This window comes from Rhodococcus sp. 2H158 (assembly GCF_053764755.1).
This window is the reverse complement of record NZ_JBSNCE010000013.1, coordinates 37,041-55,218: the sequence shown is the minus strand read 5'-3', so window position 1 is coordinate 55,218 and position 18,178 is coordinate 37,041. Positions and strand designations below refer to the sequence as shown.

Annotated in this window: 20 protein-coding genes and 1 tRNA gene; 7 read left to right on the top strand and 14 right to left on the bottom strand. The window is 71.8% G+C overall.

Translation table 11 applies throughout. From position 1 onward, the window contains the following. Positions 1-154: 154 nt before the first annotated feature. A tRNA-Tyr gene (locus ACWPOB_RS14455) sits at positions 155-240 on the bottom strand. 147 nt (positions 241-387) lie between these two features. Here ACWPOB_RS14455 and ACWPOB_RS14450 point away from each other — a divergent pair. Continuing rightward, positions 388-879 (top strand): YajQ family cyclic di-GMP-binding protein, encoded by a 492-nt coding sequence (locus tag ACWPOB_RS14450; protein ID WP_006940864.1) that lies wholly within the window; start codon positions 388-390, stop codon positions 877-879. A 12-nt stretch (positions 880-891) separates the two neighbouring features. Here the strand turns inward: ACWPOB_RS14450 and htpX are convergent, their stop codons facing one another. Both htpX and ACWPOB_RS14440 read right to left on the bottom strand, forming a co-directional pair. After that, positions 892-1,752 (bottom strand): zinc metalloprotease HtpX, encoded by an 861-nt coding sequence (htpX, locus tag ACWPOB_RS14445; protein ID WP_100056089.1) that lies wholly within the window; start codon positions 1,750-1,752, stop codon positions 892-894. 108 nt (positions 1,753-1,860) lie between these two features. Next, complete coding sequence (locus ACWPOB_RS14440; protein ID WP_455401248.1) at positions 1,861-2,907, bottom strand: polyprenyl synthetase family protein; 1,047 nt, start codon at positions 2,905-2,907, stop codon at positions 1,861-1,863. A gap of 137 nt (positions 2,908-3,044) precedes the next feature. On the opposite strand from ACWPOB_RS14440, the gene ACWPOB_RS14435 reads away from it, so the two are divergent. Beyond that, positions 3,045-4,316: a geranylgeranyl reductase family protein gene (locus tag ACWPOB_RS14435; RefSeq protein ID WP_455401247.1), complete on the top strand. Its 1,272-nt coding sequence runs from the start codon at positions 3,045-3,047 to the stop codon at positions 4,314-4,316. A gap of 22 nt (positions 4,317-4,338) precedes the next feature. Here the strand turns inward: ACWPOB_RS14435 and ACWPOB_RS14430 are convergent, their stop codons facing one another. The 4 genes from ACWPOB_RS14430 to menD all read right to left on the bottom strand — a co-directional run bounded on the left by ACWPOB_RS14430 (position 4,339) and on the right by menD (position 8,336). Further along, the gene (locus ACWPOB_RS14430; RefSeq protein WP_100059087.1) at positions 4,339-5,037 is read right to left on the bottom strand and encodes a demethylmenaquinone methyltransferase; all 699 of its coding nucleotides are present in this window, start codon (positions 5,035-5,037) and stop codon (positions 4,339-4,341) included. Positions 5,038-5,077: 40 nt separating this feature from the next. Beyond that, positions 5,078-6,220 (bottom strand): glycosyltransferase family 4 protein, encoded by a 1,143-nt coding sequence (locus tag ACWPOB_RS14425; protein WP_455401246.1) that lies wholly within the window; start codon positions 6,218-6,220, stop codon positions 5,078-5,080. 75 nt (positions 6,221-6,295) lie between these two features. Further along, positions 6,296-6,709 carry a DUF3592 domain-containing protein gene (locus ACWPOB_RS14420; protein WP_043802286.1) on the bottom strand — a complete coding sequence of 138 codons (414 nt, stop codon included), beginning with the start codon at positions 6,707-6,709 and terminating at the stop codon, positions 6,296-6,298. 7 nt (positions 6,710-6,716) lie between these two features. Next, positions 6,717-8,336: a 2-succinyl-5-enolpyruvyl-6-hydroxy-3-cyclohexene-1-carboxylic-acid synthase gene (gene menD, locus ACWPOB_RS14415; protein ID WP_455401245.1), complete on the bottom strand. Its 1,620-nt coding sequence runs from the start codon at positions 8,334-8,336 to the stop codon at positions 6,717-6,719. A gap of 82 nt (positions 8,337-8,418) precedes the next feature. Between menD and ACWPOB_RS14410 the strand changes: the two genes are divergently transcribed. Continuing rightward, positions 8,419-9,006, top strand: coding sequence for a flavin reductase family protein (locus ACWPOB_RS14410; RefSeq protein WP_455401244.1), 588 nt, complete (start codon positions 8,419-8,421; stop codon positions 9,004-9,006). Positions 9,007-9,041: 35 nt separating this feature from the next. Next, on the top strand, positions 9,042-9,890 hold the full coding sequence (locus ACWPOB_RS14405; protein WP_455401243.1) for a siderophore-interacting protein: 849 nt from the start codon (positions 9,042-9,044) through the stop codon (positions 9,888-9,890). A gap of 49 nt (positions 9,891-9,939) precedes the next feature. On the opposite strand, the gene ACWPOB_RS14400 is transcribed toward ACWPOB_RS14405, so the two are convergent. The 3 genes from ACWPOB_RS14400 to ACWPOB_RS14390 all read right to left on the bottom strand — a co-directional run bounded on the left by ACWPOB_RS14400 (position 9,940) and on the right by ACWPOB_RS14390 (position 12,069). Beyond that, the gene (locus ACWPOB_RS14400; RefSeq protein ID WP_006940846.1) at positions 9,940-10,380 is read right to left on the bottom strand and encodes a DUF6918 family protein; all 441 of its coding nucleotides are present in this window, start codon (positions 10,378-10,380) and stop codon (positions 9,940-9,942) included. A 70-nt stretch (positions 10,381-10,450) separates the two neighbouring features. Beyond that, positions 10,451-11,434: an o-succinylbenzoate synthase gene (locus ACWPOB_RS14395; protein WP_455401242.1), complete on the bottom strand. Its 984-nt coding sequence runs from the start codon at positions 11,432-11,434 to the stop codon at positions 10,451-10,453. Continuing rightward, entirely contained in the window at positions 11,431-12,069 is a 639-nt protein-coding gene (locus ACWPOB_RS14390) for a PaaI family thioesterase (RefSeq protein ID WP_100057058.1), read from the bottom strand. Before ACWPOB_RS14390 ends, ACWPOB_RS14395 begins: the two co-directional genes overlap by 4 nt. A gap of 71 nt (positions 12,070-12,140) precedes the next feature. Between ACWPOB_RS14390 and ACWPOB_RS14385 the strand changes: the two genes are divergently transcribed. From ACWPOB_RS14385 to ACWPOB_RS14375, 3 genes are all read left to right on the top strand, one after another. Then, positions 12,141-13,034 carry a 1,4-dihydroxy-2-naphthoyl-CoA synthase gene (locus ACWPOB_RS14385; RefSeq protein WP_100057057.1) on the top strand — a complete coding sequence of 298 codons (894 nt, stop codon included), beginning with the start codon at positions 12,141-12,143 and terminating at the stop codon, positions 13,032-13,034. A 117-nt stretch (positions 13,035-13,151) separates the two neighbouring features. Next, positions 13,152-13,601, top strand: a complete 450-nt coding sequence (locus ACWPOB_RS14380) for a hypothetical protein (RefSeq protein WP_102800518.1) — start codon at positions 13,152-13,154, stop codon at positions 13,599-13,601. A 1-nt stretch (position 13,602) separates the two neighbouring features. Further along, on the top strand, positions 13,603-13,983 hold the full coding sequence (locus tag ACWPOB_RS14375) for a VOC family protein (protein WP_006935877.1): 381 nt from the start codon (positions 13,603-13,605) through the stop codon (positions 13,981-13,983). A gap of 51 nt (positions 13,984-14,034) precedes the next feature. Here ACWPOB_RS14375 and ACWPOB_RS14370 read toward each other — a convergent pair whose 3' ends face one another. Genes ACWPOB_RS14370 through ACWPOB_RS14355 form a run of 4 tightly spaced genes read right to left on the bottom strand, consistent with a single transcriptional unit; the run spans position 14,035 to position 18,149 of the window. Then, positions 14,035-14,391, bottom strand: a complete 357-nt coding sequence (locus tag ACWPOB_RS14370; protein WP_455401241.1) for a hypothetical protein — start codon at positions 14,389-14,391, stop codon at positions 14,035-14,037. A gap of 2 nt (positions 14,392-14,393) precedes the next feature. Beyond that, positions 14,394-15,137: an ABC transporter ATP-binding protein gene (locus tag ACWPOB_RS14365; RefSeq protein WP_100057055.1), complete on the bottom strand. Its 744-nt coding sequence runs from the start codon at positions 15,135-15,137 to the stop codon at positions 14,394-14,396. Further along, the gene (locus tag ACWPOB_RS14360) at positions 15,134-15,871 is read right to left on the bottom strand and encodes an ABC transporter ATP-binding protein (RefSeq protein WP_455401240.1); all 738 of its coding nucleotides are present in this window, start codon (positions 15,869-15,871) and stop codon (positions 15,134-15,136) included. Before ACWPOB_RS14360 ends, ACWPOB_RS14365 begins: the two co-directional genes overlap by 4 nt. Further along, the gene (locus ACWPOB_RS14355) at positions 15,864-18,149 is read right to left on the bottom strand and encodes a branched-chain amino acid ABC transporter permease (protein ID WP_455401239.1); all 2,286 of its coding nucleotides are present in this window, start codon (positions 18,147-18,149) and stop codon (positions 15,864-15,866) included. The genes ACWPOB_RS14360 and ACWPOB_RS14355 overlap by 8 nt, the downstream gene beginning before the upstream one ends. Between the last annotated feature and the right edge of the window lie 29 nt (positions 18,150-18,178).

The window sequence follows — 18,178 nt, the reverse complement described above, 5'->3', positions numbered from 1 at the left end:
GGCCGCGTCCGCGAGCACCTGGCGAGGGGCTCCCCGGCCCCGGTCCGGGACGGGCCCTGTCTGGAAGCGCCCGCGGGACCCGGCACGGACGGCGTCCCGGAACCCGAACGACTGCATGCAGAACGGCCCCGATCCGTTCGGATCGGGGCCGTTCTGGTGGCAGGTGTAGGATTCGAACCTACGTAGGCGTAAGCCGACGGATTTACAGTCCGCTCCCATTGGCCGCTCGGGCAACCTGCCGGGCGCGATCGGGACCGTGTCCCTGGCGCGTTTGAAACAATACAACGCACACCCCCCTGTTGTGCAAACCGGGTGGACAGCGGCACTGCGCCACCCGATAGCGTCGGGGCGGCAACCCGTACAGAACCGATCCGAAGTGGAGTGCTCGTGGCTGATTCGTCGTTCGATGTGGTGAGCAAGGTCGACCGGCAGGAGGTGGACAACGCGCTGAACCAGGCCGCCAAGGAACTCGGCACCCGCTTCGACTTCCGCAACACCGGGGCGAGCATCGAGTGGAGCGGCGAGGAGTCCGTCACCCTGACCGCCGACACGGAGGAGCGCGTCAATGCCGCCCTCGAGGTGTTCAAGGAGAAGCTGATCCGCCGCAACCTCTCCCTCAAGTCCTTCGACGCCGGCGAGCCCACTCAGTCCGGCAAGGTCTACAAGATCAGCGGGTCCCTGGTGCAGGGCATCAGCACCGAGAACGCCAAGAAGATCTCCAAGCTGATCCGCGACGAGGGCCCGAAGGGTGTCAAGGCGCAGATCCAGGGCGAGGAGCTGCGCGTGAGCAGCAAGAAGCGCGACGACCTGCAGGCCGTGATCGCGCTGCTCAAGAACGCCGACCTCGACATCGCGCTGCAGTTCGTCAACTACCGGTAGGCCCCCGGGGCGCTACCCGCCGCGGGCCATGCGCTCGAGCCGGTCGATGCGCTCGGCCATGGGCGGGTGGGTCGAGAACAACCGGCTCACCCGCTCCCCCGCCCGGAACGGGTTGGCGATCATCATGTGCGACTGCGCGGCGATCCGGGGTTCGGGCGGCAGCGGCGCCGCCTGGGTGCCCCGCTCGAGCTTGCGCAGCGCCGACGCCAGCGCCAGCGGATCGCCGGTGAGTTCGGCGCCGGACTGATCCGCCTGATACTCGCGCGAGCGCGACACGGCGAGCCGGACGACCGTCGCCGCGATGGGCCCGAGCAGCGACACCAGCAGCAGAGCCAGCGGATTGGTGCCCTGGTCGCGGTTGCCGAACATGTTCGCAAACAATGCGAGATTCGCCAGCCCCGAGATCACCGCCGCCATCGCCCCGGCCACCGACGAGATCAGGATGTCCCGGTTGTAGACGTGCGACAGCTCGTGCCCGAGCACGGCGCGCAGCTCCCGCTCGTTCAGGAGCTGCAGGATCCCGGTGGTGCAGCACACCGCCGCGTGGCGGGGATCGCGGCCCGTCGCGAACGCGTTGGGCGCGTTGGTCGGGCTGATGTACAGCCGGGGCATCGGCTGATGGGCCGTGGTCGCGAGCTCGCGCACGATCCGGTAGACCACCGGCGCCTCCACCTCGGTGATCGGTTGGGCGTGCATCGCACGCAGCGCCAGCTTGTCGCTGTTGAAGTACGCGTAGGCGTTCATCCCGACGGCGAGAACGATCGAGCCGATCAGGATCGTCGGGTTCCGGAACAGGGCACCGATGAACACGATGAGGGCGGACATCCCGATGAGGAGCCCCGCCGTCTTCAGCCGGTTCGCATACCCGTGCACGTCACGCCTCTTCCCGATTCGTCGATCTTGCTCGAATGTTCAACGAAACAGGGCGGGGAGCGGGTTCCCCACCGTCACTCCCCGCAACGGCCGTCCCGGCTTCCGGGTCTACCCCACGCGCGCGATCGTGTAGTCGACAAGCCGTCGCAGGGCCTCGTTCGCCGGTCCCGGCGGCAGGGACGCCAGCTCTGCGCGGGCCTTGTCCGCGTACTCGCCCAGCGTCCGTTTCGCGGCGGCCATCCCCGGCGACCGTGCCAGGAGCATCAGGGCCTCGGCGACGGCGGCCTCGTCCTCCACCGGCCCGGCCAGTAGTTCCCGCAGCCGGTCGGCCTCGGGTCCGGACTCGCGGAAGGCGTAGAGCACCGGAAGGGTGTGGACCCCCTCACGCAGGTCCGTTCCCGGGGTCTTGCCGGACTCCACCGAGGCCGACGAGATGTCGATGATGTCGTCGGCGATCTGGAACGCGGTGCCGACGGCGTCGCCGAGCCGTTCCAGTTGCGCGATCTGTTCCGGATCCGCGCCGGAGAACGTCCCGCCGAACCGCCCGCTCGTCGCGATCAGCGAGCCCGTCTTCTCCCACACCACCTTGAGGTAGTGCTCGACCGGGTCCCGTTCCTTCCCGGTGCCGATGGTCTCTCGCATCTGCCCGGTCACCAGTTCGGCGAACGTCTCGGCGATGGTCCGCACGGCGTCGGGGCCGAGGGTCGACACCAGCCGCGACGCGTGGGCGAACAGGAAGTCCCCGGCGAGGATGGCGACGCTGTTGCTCCACCGCGCGTTGGCGCTGGGCGCCCCCCGGCGCATGGTGGCCTCGTCCATCACGTCGTCGTGGTACAGCGTGGCCAGGTGCACCAGTTCGACGGCGGTCGCCGCCGTGACGACCGCCGCATCGTCCGGCTCCGGCCCGAGCTGGGCGGTGAGGAGGGTGAACAGCGGACGGAACCGCTTGCCGCCGGCCTTGGCGAGATGCAGCGCGACCTCGGTCAGGAAGTCCTCGCCGTCGGACAGCTCCGAGATCAGCAGTTCCTCGACCCGGGCGAGGCCGTCCCGGACGGCGGCCGCCAGGACCGGATCGCCGAGGTCCACCCCGGCCACCACCGTGTCCGACGTCGCGCCGGACGGACCGGCGGACTGCGCCGCCCCTTCAGTGCTCACGATGAGATACCCATCCTGTTCTGTCGACCCGGCTGTTGCTGTCCGCTGTCGAATCGGCTCCACGGTAGTGAACCTAGCCGCTCCGCCGGTCGGCTACCTCCCCGAGGCACCGAAGCCGTGCCTGGAAAGATGGAGCCGTGGTGGCAGAACACGCTGCGTCCGAACCGCGGCACAACCTTCCCGAGATCCCCGACCGTACCGACGTGCTCGTCGTCGGCGCAGGTCCCGCAGGGTCGGCAGCCGCCGCCTGGGCGGCCCGCGCCGGGCGCGACGTGCTGCTCGTCGACGCCGCGACCTTCCCCCGGGACAAGACGTGCGGCGACGGCCTGACGCCGCGGGCGGTGGCCGAACTCGACCGGCTCGGCCTCGGCGACTGGGTGCGCACGCGCACCGTCAACCGCGGCCTGCGGCTCGAGGGTTTCGGCCGCAGCCTCGAGCTGCCGTGGCCGTCGGGTTCGTTCCCGGCGCAGGGCAGCGCCGTGCCGCGCACCGAACTCGACGACCGGATCCGCCGAGCCGCCGTCGAGTCGGGCGCCGGTATGGCCGAGGGCGCCAAGGCCGTCGCCGTCGAGCGCGACGGGGCGCGGGTGACCGGTGTGACCTTCGCGACCGCGGGCGGTCGGCGCACCGTCGCGTGCGAGCGGCTCGTCGTGGCGGACGGGGTCCGGTCCCCGCTGGGCAAGCTGCTCGGCCGGCAGTGGCACCGCGACACGGCGTACGGGGTCGCGGCCCGCGCCTACGCCACCTCCCCCCGCAGCGACGACCCGTGGATCACGTCGCACCTGGAGCTACGCGACGACGCCGGCGCGCTGCACCCGGGCTACGGCTGGGTGTTCCCCCTGGGTACCGGCGAGGTCAACATCGGAGTGGGCACCCTCGCCACCGCGAAGCGACCGGCCGCCGGATCGCTGCGGCCGCTGATCGAGCTGTACGCGTCGCGGCGCCGCGGCGAGTGGGGCCTCGGCGAGACCACCCGCGTGGCGTCGGCGCTGCTGCCGATGGGAGGTGCGGTGTCCGGGGTGGCGGGCCGGAACTGGGCCCTGATCGGTGATGCCGCGGCGTGCGTGAACCCGCTCAACGGCGAGGGCATCGACTACGGCCTCGAGGGCGGGCGGCTCGTCGCCGGCGTCCTCGGCGCGGACGACCTCACGCAGCTGTGGCCGGCTCTGCTGCGCGAACGCTACGGCCGGGCGTTCTCCGCGGCCCGCCGGCTGGCCGGCCTGCTGACGCTGCCGCGGTTCCTGCCGGCCACCGGGCCCGTCGGGATGAGCTCGACGGCGCTGATGACGGTGGCCGTCCGGGTCATGGGCAACCTCGTCACCGAGCGCGACGAGGATCTCGTCGCACGCGCGTGGCGGGCCGGTGGCGGCGCGTCGCTGCGGTGGGACCGTCGGCCGCTCTTCGCCTGACCCCGCCGGCCGAACGGTCCGGTCAGCGCACCGCCCGGTGCAGGGCCACGATCCCGCCGGTGAGGTTGCGCCATTGCACCGACCGCCAGCCGGCGGCCTGGATCCGCTCGGCAAGCTCGGGCTGCGTGGGCCACGCGCGGATCGACTCGGCGAGGTAGACGTAGGCGTCGGGGTTGCTGCTGACGGTCCGCGCGACCCGGGGCAGTGCCCGCATCAGGTATTCGAGATAGAGCACGCGCAGCGGGGCCGAGACGGGCGTGGCGAACTCGCACACCACGAGGCGGCCTCCGGGCTTGGTCACCCGCGCGATCTCCCGCAGTCCGGCGTCGAAGTCGGTGACGTTGCGCAGGCCGAACGAGATCGTGGCGGCGTCGAACACCGCGTCGGCGAAGGGCAGGCGCATCGCGTCGCCCGCGACCATCGGCACCTGCCGGAACGCGCCCGCCTGCAGCATGCCCTTGGAGAAGTCGGTGGCCACCACCCAGGCGCCGGACCGGCCGAGCTCCACCGTCGACACCCCGGTGCCGGCGGCAAGATCGAGGACCCGCTCCCCCGGCTGCAGGTCCAGTGCCGCCCGGGTGGCGCGCCGCCAGCTGCGGTCCTGCCCGAAGGACAGCACGGTGTTGGTGATGTCGTATCGCTGGGCGACGCCGTCGAACATCGACGCGACCTCGCGCGGATCCTTCGCGAGCGAGGCCCGCGACCCGTGAGTAGTTGCCACGGTCGAAACGTTACCGCTACGCGCTGCGCCGACGTTACCGCTACGCGCTGCGCCGCAGCGTGCCCGGCCGGACCGAGCAGACCTGCTCGTAGTGCCCGAGCAGTTCGTGGCACACCGCGGGCCAGGTGCGGCCGAGGACGCTGCGTCGCGCGGCCGCGCCGAACCGGTCCCGCAGCATCGGGTCGGCGAGCGCGCCCACCGCGCCCGGCAGCAGCTCGGCGAAGCCGTCGACCGGCAGCCGGTACCCGTTGCGGCAGTGGGCGACGAGATCGCGCGGGCCGCCCGCGTCGGGCGCGATCACCGGGACGCCGCTGGCGAGCGCCTCCTGCACGGCCTGGCAGAACGTCTCGTGCTCGCCCGGGTGGACGAACACGTCGAGGCTCGCGTAGGCGTCGGCCAGCGCGTCGCCGCCGAGGTGGCCGGTGAACACCGCCCCGGGCAGGAGCGGTTCGAGACGGGCGCGCTCGGGGCCGTCGCCGACGACGACGAGCCGGTAACGGGGGTCGGCTGCCAGGCCTGCGAGTCGTTCGACGTGCTTCTCCGGGGCGAGCCGCCCCACGAAGCCCACCACGAGCCGGCCGTCGGGCGACCATGTCCGGCGCAGGGCGGCGCTGCGCCGGGCCGGGGTGAAACGCGCGGTGTCGACGCCCCGCGCCCAGCGGTGCACCCGCGGGACGCCGTGTGCGGCGAGGTCCGCGGCGGCCGCCGTCGAGGGTGCGAGGGTGCGGTCGCACGCGCGGTGGATTCGGCGCGTCCACTGCCAGGCGGCGCGGGCCGCGAGCCCGAGCCCGTAGCTGGACGCGAATCCGGCGACGTCGGTCTGGTAGACCGCGACGGTGGGCAGGTCGAGCCGGCGAGCGGCGCCGAGGCCGCCGGCGCCGAGCAGGAACGGCGACGCCAGGTGCACGACGTCGGGGGCGAAGCCGCGCAGGATGCCGGTGAGCGCCGGCTGCGGCAGGCCCACGGGCAGGGAGCTGACCTTCGGGACGTGCACCGCCGGCACGCGGTGCACCGGGATCCCGTCGTGGTGGGCGGGGGCCGGGGGCTGGCCGGCGACGGTGTCGGGAGCGACGACCAGGGCCTCGTGGCCGTGGCGGTCGAGGTGCTCGAGCACGCGCAGCACCGAGTTGGTGACGCCGTTGACGTTCGGGAGGAAGGATTCCGCGACGATGGCTACTCGCACCGGTCCAGCATCGCGGCACGGCCGGTCGGTGGGAAGTGGCCGAGGTGTCCGCCGGGCGAAGTTCCGGCGAATCTTCTAGGCCGCGGCGGCGCTGCGCCGGCGGAGATAGGTCAGCACGGGCGTCGCGATCAGCCAGGTCACCACGATCACCGAGGCCGCGGGTACGAGTGCGACGCGCACGTCACGGCCGGTGACCCGCACGAGATCCGGGTCGGCGCGGGAGTATTCGACGGCGATCCGCTGGCCCGCGGTCAGACCCGTGGGGTACAGCACGCCGAGTTCGGGGTTGTGGGTGACGCCGTCGGGGGTGACGAAGCTGATCGCCGAGCGCAGCGAGCCGGCGGAGAGCACCTCGGCGGTGGCGGTGCCCATGTCGGAGCCGATGAGGTGATCGTTGCGCCACGCGCCGAGCACCAGGATCGCGGTGAGCACCGAGATGCCGACGGCCACGGCGAGCACCGCACGACGTGCCTTGTCGATCCCGCTCATGTGTCCGTCACAGCTGGGCACGCACGGCCGCGTGCAGTTCCCGCAGGCCGGAGCGGTCGGTGATGACCTCGAGCACCCGGATGCCGCCGGTGGGTGCGGTCCGGTCGGCCAGCGCGGCCGTCAGCGCGGACAGATCCACCCGCTCGTGCGGCACCCGGTAGGCGGCGCACAGCGCGGCGAGATCCATGCCGTGCGGCGTGCCGAACACGCGCTCGAACACGCCGGCGTACTGCGGGTCGCCCTGCTCGAGCAGCTCGAAGATGCCGCCGCCGTCGTCGTTGGCGACGACGACGGTCAGGTTCTGCGGGCGCGGTTCGGCGGTGCCGATCAGCAGGCCGGATGCGTCGTGCAGGAACGTCAGGTCGCCCATCAGGGCGACGGTGCGGCCCTGCTGGTAGGCCAGGGCGGCGCCGACGGCGGTCGACACGGTGCCGTCGATGCCGGCGACGCCGCGGTTGGAGAGCACCTTCACCCCGTCGCGGGGGTAGCTCACCAGCGCCGCGTCGCGCACCGGGTTGGAGGCGCCGAGCAGCAGCTGGTCCCCGTCGCGCAGCGCGTCGGTGACCGCCGCCGCGACGTGCAGTCCGGTCGGCTTCGGGTGGGCGTCGAGCTGGGCGCGCACCGCCTTGTCGGTGTGGGCGGACAGGTTCCGGCAGCGGTCCAGCCAGGCCGGGTCGGGGCGGCCGGTGACGACGGCGCGCGTGCCGGTGGCGAGGACGTTGCCGGACACGTCGGGCCAGCGGGGTCCGGTGGTGAGCGCGTACACGGCCACCGACGGGTCGGCGAGGAGCTTGGACACCGGCCGGTGCAGGGTGGGCCGGCCGGTGATGATCGCCTGCCGCGGCTTCAGCTGCGGCAGCGCCATCGGGTGCAACGGGAGACCGTGGAGCGGCGCGGTGGGTTCGGCCACGGTGGGCAGTTCCGACAGCTCGGGCCGGTAGGCGGAGCCGTGGCCGGAGATCACCACGGTGTCGGCGGTGATGTCGAGCTCCATCGGCACGTCGAGGGTGGCGTGCACGGTGGTGGTCCAGGCGCTGCCGTCGGGGCGGCCCTCGGGGACCGGGCCCTGGGGGTGGACGTCCGGGACGAGCGGCTCGCGCAGCGGGATGTCGAAGTGGACGGGCCCGGCGTTGCCGGAGCGGGTGCCGCGGGCGGCGGCGAGGACGCGGCTGACCGCGGAGCGCCACTCGCTGTTCTGCTCGATCCCTTCGGCCAGGCCGAGGCTGATGGTGGCGCGCACCTGGGTGCCGAACATGCCGAGCTGTTCGACGGTCTGGTTGGCGCCGGTGCCGAGGAGCTCGTAGGGGCGGTTGGCGCTGAGCACCACGAGCGGCACCCGAGCGTAGTTGGCCTCGAGCACGGCCGGCGCGAGGTTGGCGACAGCGGTGCCGGAGGTCATCACGACGGGCACCGGCCGGCCGGAGGCGACGGACAGCCCGATCGCGAGGAAGCCGGCGGTGCGTTCGTCGATGCGCATGTGCAGCCGCAGCCGGCCCGCATTGTCGGCGGCCTGCAGCGCGAAGGCCAGCGGCGCGTTGCGCGAGCCGGGGCACAGCACGACGTCGCGGACGCCGCCTCGGGCGAGTTCGTCGACGACGGCGGTGGCCTGGGCGGTGGACGGGTTCACGGCACCCAGAGTAGTGGGGACGGGCGGCACTCCCCCGGTGCCCCGGCGGCGCGGGGACGAGGGTCACAGCAAGAATGGGGCGATGCGCACCGTCTTCGATCCCACCGAGCTGGGCACCGGCCGCTTCTACCGACTGATGACCGCCACGATCGTGCCGCGGCCGATCGCATGGGTGTCCACCGTGTCGGCGGACGGAGTGCCCAACGTCGCGCCGTACAGCTTCTTCACCGTCGCCGCGGTCACGCCGCCGGTGGTGCAATTCACCTCGGTCGGGCGCAAGGACAGCCTCCGCAACATCGAGGAGACCGGCGAGTTCGTGATCAACGTCGCGACCGTGCCGCTGATGGAACGGGTCAACGCGACGTCGGCGGGCTTCGCGCACGACGTGGACGAGTTCGCGGCGGTGGGCTTGCGGTCCGAGCGCAGCGAACGGGTCCATCCGCCCCGGGTCGCGGAAGCACCGGCGGCGATCGAGTGCACGCTGCACCGGGTGATCGAGGTCGGGGACTGCTTTGTGGTGATGGGCGATGTGGTGGCCGTGTCGGTCCGGACCGACGTGCTGGCCGAGGACGGGATGCCGGACTTCGCGGCCCTGGCGCCGGCGAGCCGGCTGGGTCGCAACGAATGGGGCCTCACCCCCGCGGTGCGCCACCTCAACCGCCCCGAATGATAGGTTAGCCTCCGCTAATTTCGACGGAGGTTCGTATGGCCGTGCGCACCAAGACCACCCGCATCGCCCCGGCGAGCCGCGAGATCGTCACCGGCCGGGTGCTCGCCACCGAACGAATCGGGCCGAGCTTCGTGCGGGTGACCGTGGGCGGCGCGAACGTCGGGCGGATCGCACCCATGGGGTTCGACCAGTGGTTCCGGCTGTTCTTCCCGGCCCCCGGCCAACGGTCGCTGACCCTGCCGGCCACGGCGGGCCCGCAGTGGTGGCCCGAGATGCGGGCCATGCCCGAGGCCGTCCAGCCGATCCTGCGCAACTACACGATCCGTCGCTACCGGGAGGCGGGCGCGGGCCGGTACGGCGACACGGCCGAACTGGACATCGACTTCGCCACCCACGGCGACACGGGACCGGCATCGCAGTGGGCGCGCACCGCGCAGCCGGGCGCCGAACTGGCGCTGCTGGACGAGGGCATCATGTACCACCGCCCCGCCGAGGCGCGCTGGCAGATCCTCGTCGCCGACGAGAGCGCGCTGCCCGCGATCGCGGGGATCCTCGCGTCGTCCGCCGGGCGGCGCCACGCGGTGCCCACCGAGGTGTTCGTGGAGGTGGACGATGCCGGCGACGTCGCCGCCCAGGAGATCGTCCCCGGCCCGGGCGTCCGGCTGCACACGGTGGTGCGGCCCGGGCGGCACGCGCCGCCCGGGCCGCACGTGCTCGAGGCCGTGCGGGCCGCCGCGCTGCCCGACGGGCCGGGATACGCGTTCCTGGCGGGCGAATCGGGACTCGTGACGTCGCTGCGCCGGCACCTGGTGCGGGAGCGGGGCCTCGCCAAGTCCGCCGTGACGTTCACCGGCTACTGGAAGTTCGGCGCCGCCAGTTATTGAGGGTGGTGTCTTTCCGGACCGCGACCGGTCCGGAAAGACACCAGGTGTCTCAGCCGGCGTGCTTCTGCACCAGCGCGCCCACGCGCGGCAGGGCCTCGACGACGTGCTTCTGTGCCGACGGGCGCAGCTTCTCGTAGACCTTCTTGATCGCCGTGCGCGACGAGGCCTCGATGCGCGCGTCCGTCACACCGAGCAGCGCGTCCGCCACCGTCTCACCGCGGGCGGTGAGGTAGTCGGCGAACGCACCGTTGCCCGCGTAGTCCTGCCAGAACGGCTGGATCTTGGCGACGAACTCCGGCAGCAGCCCCTCGACGGCGCTGGGCACGATCGACGGGCCGAGCTTCGTCACCGCCGCGTAGCCGGCCTTGAGCGCGAGACCCGACGCGCCCTTCTTGTCCGACACCTCGGCGTCGATCAGCGCCTCGACGTCGGCGACAACCGCCGGGACCTTGTCGGCGCCGAGCAGGGCATCATCCAGAGCTGCAACCACTTCCACTGCCTCCGTAATGTGACTCGTGAGTACGAACGCCCGGAACGATATACGACGACCCGAGCCGCACCTAGTCGAGCGCGGCGCGGCAGCGCCGCACCCGGTCGAACCACCAGCGCGCCCGTTCCGGGTCGGCCCGCACGGCCTCGAGGAGCGCCGGATCCGGCGTCACCTCCCCCACCGGGAGCACCCCGCCGGCCATCGTCCGCGGCGCCGCCACGTCGACGGTGAAGAACCCGCCCGTGCCCAGTCCGCACGCGTACGGCAGTTCGGGCAGCGCGGCCGCCGAGGCCAGTCCGGCACCCATTCCCACGGCTGGGTCGAGCGCACTCAACACCACCACCGGCACGCCGTGGCCGGCCAGCTCGTCGGCCAGCGCCAGCAGCCGTCGCACCCCGCCGAGCGGGGCCACCTTGACCACCGCCACGTCGGCGCCGCCGGCCCGCACCACCCGCAGGGGATCCTCGGCGCGCCGGATGCTCTCGTCCGCCGCGACCGGCACGTCGGGCATCCGGCGACGCACCTCGACCAGTTCGGGCACCGTCGCGCAGGGCTGCTCGGCGTACTCGAGCGGGCCGTCGGCGACGAGCGCCGTCAGCGCGGTGACGGCCTCGTCGGCGCTCCACCCGCCGTTCGCGTCGATCCGCACGTGCGGGACGAGTTCGCGCACCGCCCGCACCCGCGCGACGTCCTGCGCCAGGTCCTGCCCGGGTTCGGCGACCTTGACCTTGGCGGTGCGGGCCCCCGGGAACCGGGCGAGGACGGCCGGCACGTCGCCGGGGCCGACGGCCGGGACGGTGGCGTTGACGGGCACGGTGTCCCGGCGCGGCGCCGGATGCCCGAGCCACGCGGATTCGAGGGCCGAACGCAGCCAGTGCGCCGCCTCGTCGTCGGCGTACTCCGGGAACGGCCCGAATTCTCCCCACCCGGCGGGACCTCGCACGAGCACGAGTTCACGTTCGGTGATGCCGCGGAACCGCACCCGCATGGGCAGCGACACCACGACGGCCGCGTCGAGGATCTCGTCGACGGCCGGCAGGGCCACGGCGGTCACGGCTGGCCGGGCAGCAGCTGGATCATCAGGGCCTCGCAGTCGGCGAGCAGCGTGCCGTCGCGGTCGCGCAGCTCGGCCGAGCAGAAGAGCTTGCGCCCCTCGACCCGGTCGACCCGCCCCTCCACGACGAGCTCGGTCGCGAGCGGGGTGATCTTGCGGTAGTTCACATGTAGGTAGCCGGTGCGGGCGATGGGATGGCCGGCCGCGTGGACCACCATGCCGAACAGGTCGTCGAACAGCAGTGGCAGGGTGCCGCCGTGCGCCGCGCTGTTGCCGCCGCGGTGGTAGAGCCGGAACATGCCGCGCGAGCGAACCGACTCCGCGTCGAACTTCTCGATCGTCCACGGCGGCATCAGCAGGCTGCCGCGACCGGGCAGGTCGACGTTGAAGCCGGCCGGCGACCTGCCCTCGGGCACGACGTGCGGCTCGAGCAGGTCCCCCAGGGCCTCGGCCTGCTCGATGGCCCGGTCGACGACGTCGTCGGGGATGTGGGTGGAGACGGCGAGATCCTGCAGCCGCCGCAGCGCCTCGACGAAGCGACCGTAGTTCGGTCCCGCCTTCACCGGCGTGTACACCGGAAACCCGCCGTGATGCTCGTAGTCGGCGTCGACCGTACGGTCTGTCTGCTCGCTCATAGCTGCACGGTATCGCCTGACGACCGTCGCGTCGGCGCAGAGGCCCGCGACCGGAGTTCTATGGTCGACGGGTGACTTTCAATCCTGAGCTGTGGCGGCCCGTACCCGGGTTCGAGAACCTCACCGACATCACCTACCACCGGCACGTCACGCAGGGCACCGTCCGCGTGGCGTTCGACCGGCCGGAGGTGCGCAACGCGTTCCGTCCGCACACCGTCGACGAGTTGTACCGCGCGCTGGACCACGCCCGCATGACGTCCGACGTCGGCGCGGTGCTCCTCACCGGCAACGGCCCCAGCCCGAAGGACGGCGGCTGGGCCTTCTGCTCGGGCGGCGACCAGCGGATCCGTGGGCGCAGCGGCTACCAGTACGCGAGCGGCGAAACCGCCGACACGGTGGACAAGGCCCGCGCGGGCCGGCTGCACATCCTCGAGGTGCAGCGGCTGATCCGGTTCATGCCGAAGGTCGTGATCGCCCTCGTCAACGGCTGGGCCGCCGGCGGCGGGCACAGCCTGCACGTCACGTGCGACCTGACCCTCGCCTCCCGCGAGCACGCCCGGTTCAAGCAGACCGACGCCGACGTGGGCAGCTTCGACGGCGGCTACGGCAGCGCGTACCTGGCCAAGATGGTGGGCCAGAAGTTCGCCCGCGAGATCTTCTTCCTCGGCGACACCTACACCGCCGAGGAGATGCACCACATGGGTGCGGTCAACCGCGTCGTCGACCACGCCGAGCTCGAGAACGTCGCGCTGGAGTGGGCCGCGAAGATCAACGGCAAGTCGCCGCAGGCCCAGCGGATGCTCAAGTACGCCTTCAACCTCGCCGACGACGGGCTCGTCGGCCAGCAGCTGTTCGCGGGCGAGGCGACGCGGCTCGCGTACATGACCGACGAGGCGGTCGAGGGCCGGGACGCGTTCCTGCAGAAGCGGGACCCGGACTGGTCGCCCTACCCCTGGTATTACTAGGGCCTTTTCGCGGCGAGGGGGAGGTTGTCGCGGTATCGCGCGAGTGGCTCCCGCGACAACCTCCCCCTCGGCGCCACAACCTCCCGATTGAAACGGCCCGAATCGGGCACACTCTCGATCATGACGGATCGCGAGCAACCACTGCCCGACCACATCCGACCCGACGGCGTGTCCGACGAGACGGTGGCGGCGGCCGGCAAACTCTCCGAAGCGCTCGAAACGGTGGAGCAGGCCCGCGGGAATCTGTACGCCTTCCACCAGCTGATGGGCCGCGCCGACCTGCTGCTCGGCGACGCCGTGGACAAACTCGCCGAGGCCGGTCACCGCGAACTCGCCGACCGGGTGCAGACGGAGATTGTCGGACGCAACGTCCTCGAGGGCCGGTGGACGTTCCAGATCGTGGAGGACTTCGACGACGGGTACTGGACGGAGTTCCGCGAGCTCGAGCGACAGGTGCGCGACGAACTGGTCCGCGGCCGCCGGCATCTGTTCGAGGCCGAGATGAAGGAGCAGCGCCGCACCCACGGGCGACGGGGGCACGAGGCGCGCCCGGCCGAGGAGGGCTGAGATGGAGATCCTCGGCAGCCGGACGATCCTGCGGCCGGGCGACTACGACGCCGCCCTGCGGTTCTACGGTGACGTCCTGGGCCTGGCGATCTACCGCGAATATCCCGGCGGAACGGTGTTCTTCGCCGGGCAGTCGCTGATCGAGGTGGCCGCGCACGGCAACACCGGGCGGCCCCAGCACTTCGAGGGTGCGCTGTGGCTGCAGGTGCGCGACGTCTACGACGTCGAGGCCGAGCTGGTGACGAGGGGCGTCCCGATCGTGCGGGGCGCCCGGCAGGAGCCGTGGGGCCTGCACGAGCTGTGGATCGCCGATCCCGACGGCATCCCCATCGTGCTGGTGCAGATCCCGCCGGACCATCCGCTGCGCCGCGACACCCGCTGACCGGTGCGTCCTTCGGGCTGCTGGGACAGCCCAAAGGACGCACCGGCCGCGTCAGCGGCCCGTCAGCGCGGCCGCGATCTGCTCGGTGTGTGCCTGCGACTCGTAGAGCTGGCGCAGCAGCCACAGTCGCAGCACTCGCGCGATCGCGCCCGCGAGATACAACGCGGCGCCGAGGATCGCGACGATCAGCAACGCCGTGGCGAGGATCTGGTACGACGCGATGTTGCGCAGGTCCGCCTGGGTGAGCGAGGCGAAGTAGACGACGAACGCCGCGACGGCACCGCCGATCATCAGCACGAGCCCGCCGATGCGCGCGGGACCGTCGCCCTTCGCCGCTCCGGTGTCGAGCTTCAGGTCTGCCGCGTCCTGCCGGAACTTGGCGCGCCGCTCCTCGGTGAGTGCGGTCATGGTCATCCTCCTAGGTAGCTGGTCGAAAGTTCGTTCTCGATGTCGGCGGGATCCCCGACCCGCACGACGCGGCCCTGCAGCATCAGCGCGGCCGACGTCGCGATGGGCAGCACCGCCCGCGCGAACTGCTCGGCGACGAGGATCGACAGCCCGTCCTCGACGAGCCGGCCGACGATGTCGTACATCTCGGTGACGATCCGGGGGGCGAGCCCCATGGACAGTTCGTCGAGCAGCAGCACCGTGGGGTCGGTGCCGAGAGCCCGGGACAGGGCGAGCATCTGTTGCTCACCGCCCGACATCGAGCCCGCGAGCTGGCCCCGTCGTTTCCCGAGGATCGGGAAGCGCTCGTAGGCGACGGCCTCGAGATCCTTCAGCGACACGCCGGTTCCGGTGGCGACCCACAGGTTCTCCCGGACGGTGAGGTTGGGGAAGATGCCCCGCCCCTCCGGAATGGTGCAGACACCGAGCCGGGCGAGCGCCGCGGCGTCGACACCGTTGACGACGCGGCCGGCAACGCGCAGCTCGCCGTGCTCGACGGGCAGCACGCCCGAGCACACCCGCAGCGTCGTGGTCTTGCCGCCGCCGTTGGGCCCGAGCAGGGCGACCACCGAGCCCGGCTGCAGCGCCAGGTCCACCCCGTGCAGCACCTCGATGGGTCCGTAGCTCGCCCGCACCTCGACCAGTTCGAGCAGCGGGGTCGGTTCGTCGCCGGGGACGTCGACGAGATCGGTGACCGGTGCGTTCATGCGACCTCCTCGGTTCCGATGTACGCGGCGATCACCGCTGGGTCGTTGCGGATCTGCTCGGGGCTGCCCGAGGCGATGAGGGCGCCGTAGTCGAGGACGTGGATGCGCGAGCACACCCGCATCACGAGCGGCAGGTCGTGCTCGACGAGGCAGATCCCGAGACCGTCGCCCGCGAGCCGGCACAGCAGGTCCGCGAAATCGTCGGTCTCCCGCTCCGTCTGCCCGGACGCGGGTTCGTCGAGCAACAGCACGCGCGGCCGGGTCATCAGTGCCCGCGCGACCTCGACGACGCGGGCGCGGCCGGTGGGGATGTCGGAGACGTCCCGGTCGGCGACGTCCGTGAGCCCGGTCAGCTCGAGCAGCCGGTCGGTCTCGGCGTCGATGTCGTGGCGGGCGCGGGTCGCGGTGCGGTGCATGTCGCCCGCGACCCGGAGGTTGTCGCGCACCGACAGCGACAGGAACAGCTCGAGCCGCTGGAAGGTGCGGGCCAGCCCGCGCCGGGCACGCTTGTAGGGCGCCGCCCGGGTGACGTCGACACCGTCGAGGATCACCTGCCCGGAGGTCGGTTTCTGCAGCCCGGTGACGGTGTTGAACAGGGTGGTCTTGCCGGCGCCGTTGGGCCCGATCAGGCCGGTCACGGCGCCCGCGGTGACGGCGATGCTCACGTCGTCGACGGCGGTGTGACCGCCGAACCGGACGGTGACGCCCCGGGTCTCGAGCAGGGTGTCAGACATGCGCGCTCAGCTCCTTCGCGACGGTCGCGGGGGGTTCGGCCGCCGGATGGGTGGGCCGTGCCGCGGGCAGCCCCAGTTCGCGGTCGAGGCGGTAGCGACCCTCGGCGGTGTACGGCTCGTCGAGACCGACGAGTTCCGGCGGGGTGATTTGCCGGCGGGCCTGCTCCTCGGGGTCCAGGACCGCGCCGGGCATCAGCCATTCGCCGATCACCGGGAGCAGGAACACGATCGTGATGGTCAGCGCCGCGAACCACCAGTTGCCCAGGACGCCCGTCAGGGCCAGGACGTAGAGCACCGCGATCACGGCGCCGCCGCCGTAGAGAACCGGCCGGGCGGACAGCAGACGGCGGTAGCCCTCCACCATCTGGTGCACGCTGCCCGAAGGGTTGTGGCCCACGCCGATGCCGATGAGCGCGGGGCTGACCGCGGCGATGTTGCCGAGCAGCAGGTACAGGCCCTCGAGCTCGGGCTGCGTCTTGGCGAGGTTGTTGAACGAGACCATGATGACCGCGAACCCGACGCCGGCCATGAGGCCGCCGAACAAGGCCCCGCTGACGTACCCGATGCCGGCCACCACGGTGAGCATGAGCAGGGTGAGACCCACGATGATGCTGAAGTTCTCGCCCGCGACCGCCCCGGTGGCACTGGACATGAGGACGCCGCCGAGACCGGCGATGGCGGCCGAGAGCATGAAGACGCTCAGCTTGAGGGTCACCAGGTTCTGCCCGAGCATGGCCGACGCGGCCGGGCTGTCCTTCATCGCCGCCAGGCGACGTCCGTAGCCGCCGTTGCGCAGAACGACGACACCGACACCGAGCAGCGCGAACAGGACCGTCGCCGTCATGAGGAACGTCGTCTCGTCCTGCAGGTCCAGCGGCCCGATCCGCAGCGGCGGGATCACGAGTGAGCCCCCGGTGAAGATCGAGAACTTCACGCCGAACAGTTCGTGCTCGGTGGTGTCGCGCAGCACCATGTTGGAAACGAAGACGCCGAATGCCATGGTGGCGAGCGCGAGGTAGAGACCGCGCAGCCGCAGGGCCGGAAGCGCGACGAGCCCGCCGACGAGCGCGGTGACGGCCACGGCGAGCAGCACCCCCCACACGGTCAGACGCTGGTCGAGACCGGTGCCGGTGATCCCGAAGTGGAACACGACGATCGTGGCGATGGCCCCGAACGACAGGGGTGCGAGGTTCATCTCGCCCGCGTACCCGGTGAGCAGGGTCAGCGACAGCGCGACGATCGCGAAGGTCATGCCCAGCGTGAACGTGGTGATCGCGGATTCCACCATGAGCAGGCGGACGAGATAGACGACGGCGACGAGCGCAACCGCCCACACGACGGCCTTGCGCACGCTCGGCACGTGGTAGCGCTCGCGGGTGCGCATCGCCGCGCCGCGCAGCCGGTCCTGGGGCAGGACGATCAGCACCACGAACAGCGCCACCATCGGCAGCGAGACCCGCAGGTTCGACGTCCAGGCCCAGGACGAGGGTGCGTAGCCGATCAGGTAGGCGCCGGCGAGGCCGAGCACGAGGGCGCCGACGAACGTGCGCGGGATCGAGCTGAGCCGGCCGAACATCGCGGCCGCGAACGCGTCGATGACGAGCAGGGTGAGCATGTTCGCCTCGAGGCTGCCGCCACTGATCGGGGTGATCAGCACCCCGGCGAGGACGGCGAGGGTGGAGCCGAGCGCCCACGAGAACGCGGCGATCCGTTCGGGGTTGTGGCCGTTGAGCCGCAGCAGGTCGGGGTCGTCGACGACGCCGCGCATGGTGGCGCCCATCCGGGTGCGCTGGAAGAGCATGCGCAGCCCGACCGCGATCCCGATGGCCGCGACCACGCACAGGATCTCGTGGACGCGGACGAACGCGCCGAGCACGCTGATCCCGGCGTCGTCGCCGAAGAACATGCCGAGCGAGCGGGGCTTCTCGGGATGCCAGAACCACTGGGACAGGAACAGCATCCCCAGCATGACCGAGACGGTCACGACGATCTTGGTGACCTCGGCGGTGTCCCGCAGGCCCCGCATGATCACGACGTACAGCGCCAGGCCCATGAGCGGCCCCGCGAGGAACAGCACCACGAGCAGGGCCAGCGGGACGGGCAGCCCCCAGCCGGCCGTGAGCTGCCAGTAGAGGAACGCACCGAGCATGGCCTGGGCGCCGTGCGCGAAGTTGAAGATTCCGGAGGTGTTGTAGGTCAGAACGAGCCCGGAGGCCGCGATCGCGTACACGGACCCGAGCACGAGGCCCAGGATCGTGAACGTCACGAATGTGTCCATGGTGAAGCCCTGTCGGTAGAGAACCGGTC

Excerpts from the sequence above, each read along its gene's own strand:
- ACWPOB_RS14355 (WP_455401239.1), bottom strand. The coding sequence starts at position 18,149 with ATGGACACATTCGTGACGTTCACGATCCTGGGCCTCGTGCTCGGGTCC.
- ACWPOB_RS14420 (WP_043802286.1), bottom strand. The coding sequence starts at position 6,709 with ATGAGCGGGATCGACAAGGCACGTCGTGCGGTGCTCGCCGTGGCCGTC.
- ACWPOB_RS14360 (WP_455401240.1), bottom strand. The coding sequence starts at position 15,871 with ATGTCTGACACCCTGCTCGAGACCCGGGGCGTCACCGTCCGGTTCGGC.
- ACWPOB_RS14370 (WP_455401241.1), bottom strand. The coding sequence starts at position 14,391 with ATGACCGCACTCACCGAGGAGCGGCGCGCCAAGTTCCGGCAGGACGCG.
- ACWPOB_RS14390 (WP_100057058.1), bottom strand. The coding sequence starts at position 12,069 with ATGAGCGAGCAGACAGACCGTACGGTCGACGCCGACTACGAGCATCAC.
- ACWPOB_RS14375 (WP_006935877.1), top strand. The coding sequence starts at position 13,603 with ATGGAGATCCTCGGCAGCCGGACGATCCTGCGGCCGGGCGACTACGAC.
- ACWPOB_RS14365 (WP_100057055.1), bottom strand. The coding sequence starts at position 15,137 with ATGAACGCACCGGTCACCGATCTCGTCGACGTCCCCGGCGACGAACCG.
- ACWPOB_RS14405 (WP_455401243.1), top strand. The coding sequence starts at position 9,042 with ATGGCCGTGCGCACCAAGACCACCCGCATCGCCCCGGCGAGCCGCGAG.
- ACWPOB_RS14410 (WP_455401244.1), top strand. The coding sequence starts at position 8,419 with ATGCGCACCGTCTTCGATCCCACCGAGCTGGGCACCGGCCGCTTCTAC.